Source organism: Streptomyces sparsus, assembly GCF_054776295.1.
In genome coordinates this window covers 1-3,281 of the sequence record NZ_BAAHCA010000560.1, presented here as the reverse complement: position 1 = coordinate 3,281, position 3,281 = coordinate 1, and the positions used below count along the sequence as shown (strand labels likewise).

Below are 3,281 nucleotides of genomic sequence, written 5' to 3'. Positions count from 1 at the left end.
AGCAGCCGCGGCGCCTGCCGCAGCCCGGCCCGACGGCCTGGCGCTCCACCTTCTGGCCGATCTGACCGCCGGACGGCACGGCGGTCAGCGGTCAGAGGGCCGGCCCCGGCCCGCCGTGCCGTCTGAGTACCCGTACTCAGGCGGCGCGGCGTCATCCGTCGCAGGCTGGGGAGCATGCTGTGGTCCGATCCCGACGATCAGCCCCCCGAGCTGCTGCGCACCGCCCAGGCGGAACTGCGCAGGGCGGGCTGGGTGCTGGCCGCCGTGGTCTTCGTCCTGACCCTGGCCATCGGGATCAAGTGAGGCCGCGGCTCCTCCTACGATGACCCCATGACCACACGCACCCTCCCGGTTCGCCGCCTCGTCCTCGCCTCCCGGTCCCCGGCCCGCCTCGGGCTGCTGCGCCAGGCCGGGCTGGTGCCGGACGTCGTCGTCAGCGGGGTGGACGAGGACGCGCTCAGCGCCGACACCCCCACCGAGCTGGCCGGAAAGCTGGCCGAGGCGAAGGCCGAGGCGGTCGCCGGCCGCCCGGAGGCCGCCGGGGCGCTGGTGGTGGGCTGCGACTCGGTGCTGGAGCTGGACGGGCGGGCGCTCGGCAAGCCCGCCGACGAGGCGGAGGCCCTCGCCCGGTGGAAGGACATGCGGGGCCGCTCGGGTGTGCTGCTGACCGGGCACTGCCTCATCGACGCCGCCGACGGCCGCCGGGCGTCGGCGACCGCCGCGACCACCGTACGTTTCGGCGACCCCTCCGACGCGGAGATCGCCGCGTACGTCGCCTCGGGTGAACCGCTGCACGTGGCGGGCGCGTTCACCCTCGACGGCCGGTCGGCGCCCTTCGTCGACGGCATCGACGGCGACCCGAGCAACGTCATCGGCCTCTCCCTGCCGCTGCTGCGCCGCCTGCTGGCCGAACTGCACGTCCCCCTCACGGACCTGTGGAGCCCGTGACGCCCGCCGCCGGGGCGGGCCCGGTCGGTGTCCCCGCCGCGGCCGACGTCCGTCCGTGCGCCTCCCCACCCGCCGGCCCGACGTGCTCACCGCGGGTGATAGCTCGCCTGCGCGTACGCTACCCGCGGGTACGAGGGAGGGCCGGGAAACGTGTCGCGCACCCCTGCGGCAGCCCGGGGCCAACTCGCAAAGAAAACCCCCGCGAATAGTGGAGATCCCACAAAAATCCCGGTGAACTCTGCGCAGGAACGCGCCGAGATCTAGGCCACATTCAAGGATTCGAGTCAGACTCGTGGACCCGGCGTACCGTGGGGGAACAGGGGAATCCAGGTGGGGCCCGGCGGTCCCGCTACAGTGCGTGTGGGCAAGCTCACCCCACCGGATGACTCGGCGTGCGGTGTCGCCAGTACCTAAACTCAGCTTGTTTCAAGGAGGGAGTCATCGTGCGCAAGGTGCTCATCGCCAACCGCGGCGAAATCGCCGTCCGCGTCGCCCGGGCCTGCCGGGACGCCGGGATCGCGAGCGTAGCCGTATACGCCGAGCCGGACCGGGACGCGTTGCATGTCCGGGCAGCCGACGAGGCTTTTGCTCTGGGCGGTGACACTCCGGCCGCGAGCTACCTGGACGTCGCCAAGGTCCTCAAAGCCGCCGCCGACTCCGGCGCGGACGCGATCCACCCCGGTTACGGCTTCCTGTCGGAGAACGCCGAGTTCGCGCAGGCGGTCATGGACGCCGGGCTGATCTGGATCGGCCCGCCGCCGCAGGCCATCCGGGACCTCGGCGACAAGGTCGCCGCCCGGCACATCGCGCATCGCGCCGGCGCGCCCCTGGTCGCCGGGACCAAGGACCCGGTGTCGGGCGCCGACGAGGTCGTCGCGTTCGCCGAGGAACACGGCCTGCCGATCGCCATCAAGGCCGCGTTCGGTGGCGGCGGGCGCGGCCTGAAGGTGGCCCGCACCCTCGAAGAGGTGCCCGAGCTGTACGACTCGGCGGTGCGCGAGGCCGTCGCCGCCTTCGGCCGCGGCGAGTGCTTCGTGGAGCGCTACCTGGACCGTCCGCGCCACGTGGAGACCCAGTGCCTGGCCGACACCCACGGCAACGTCGTCGTCGTCTCCACCCGTGACTGCTCGCTCCAGCGACGCCACCAGAAGCTCGTCGAGGAGGCGCCGGCGCCGTTCCTGACCGAGGAGCAGACCGCCGAGCTGTACCGCGCGTCGAAGGCCATCCTGCGGGAGGCGTCCTACGTCGGCGCCGGCACCTGCGAGTTCCTGGTCGCCGCGGACGGCACGATCTCCTTCCTCGAGGTCAACACCCGCCTCCAGGTGGAGCACCCGGTCAGCGAGGAGGTCACCGGAATCGACCTCGTGCGGGAGATGTTCCGCATCGCCGACGGCGAGGAGCTGGGGTACGACGACCCGCCGCTGCGAGGTCACTCGTTCGAGTTCCGTATCAACGGCGAGGACCCGGGACGCAACTTCCTGCCGGCCCCCGGCACCGTCACCGCCTTCGCCCCGCCGTCCGGGCCGGGTGTCCGGCTGGACGCCGGCGTGGAGTCCGGTTCGGTCATCGGACCGGCCTGGGACTCGCTGCTGGCGAAGCTGATCGTCAGCGGCGCCACCCGCAAGCAGGCCCTGGAGCGGGCCAAGCGCGCCCTGGAGGAGTTCCGCGTCGAGGGCATGGCCACCGCCATCCCGTTCCACCGCGCGGTGGTGCAGGACGCGGCGTTCGCACCTGAGGTGCACGGCCGCGAGGGTGAGGCGTTCACCGTCCACACCCGGTGGATCGAGACGGAGTTCGTCAACGAGGTCAAGCCGTTCGCCGGTACCGGCACCGACGAGGAGGAGGACGGCGACACCCGCGAGACCGTCGTCGTCGAGGTCGGCGGCAAGCGCCTGGAGGTCTCCCTGCCGGCGTCGCTCGGCATGCCGCTGGCCCGTGCCGCCGTGGCGGGCGGTGCCAAGCCGGCCCGCCGCAAGAGCGCCAGGAAGTCCGCCGCCGCGGCCTCCGGTGACGCGCTGCCGTCCCCGATGCAGGGCACCATCGTGAAGGTCGCCGTCGAGGAGGGCCAGCAGGTCGCCGAGGGTGACCTGATCGTGGTGCTGGAGGCGATGAAGATGGAGCAGCCGCTCAACGCGCACCGGGCGGGCACCGTGAAGGGCATCACCGCGGAGGTCGGCGCCTCGATCTCCTCCGGCACGGTGATCTGCGAGATCAAGGACTGACGCTCCGACCGGTGCCTTCCCGGCCCGGCACCAGCCTCCGGTCTCCGGCTGCGAACACCGGGCGGGGGCGCGTCGTTCGAACGGCCCGGGGCGTCCGACACGGACGCCCCG

General features: G+C 72.8%; 3 protein-coding genes. All 3 read left to right on the top strand.

The window, feature by feature from the left end; genetic code table 11:
* Positions 1-174 precede the first annotated feature (174 nt).
* A complete protein-coding gene (mmpB, locus tag ACYVE9_RS20165) occupies positions 175-303 on the top strand; it encodes a morphogenic membrane protein MmpB (protein WP_461029292.1) in 129 nt (42 codons plus the stop codon).
* 27 nt (positions 304-330) lie between these two features.
* Positions 331-948: a Maf family protein gene (locus ACYVE9_RS20160; RefSeq protein WP_461029291.1), complete on the top strand. Its 618-nt coding sequence runs from the start codon at positions 331-333 to the stop codon at positions 946-948.
* Between the two features lie 443 nt (positions 949-1,391).
* Positions 1,392-3,170, top strand: coding sequence for an acetyl/propionyl/methylcrotonyl-CoA carboxylase subunit alpha (locus ACYVE9_RS20155; protein WP_461029290.1), 1,779 nt, complete (start codon positions 1,392-1,394; stop codon positions 3,168-3,170).
* The last annotated feature ends 111 nt before the right edge of the window (positions 3,171-3,281 follow it).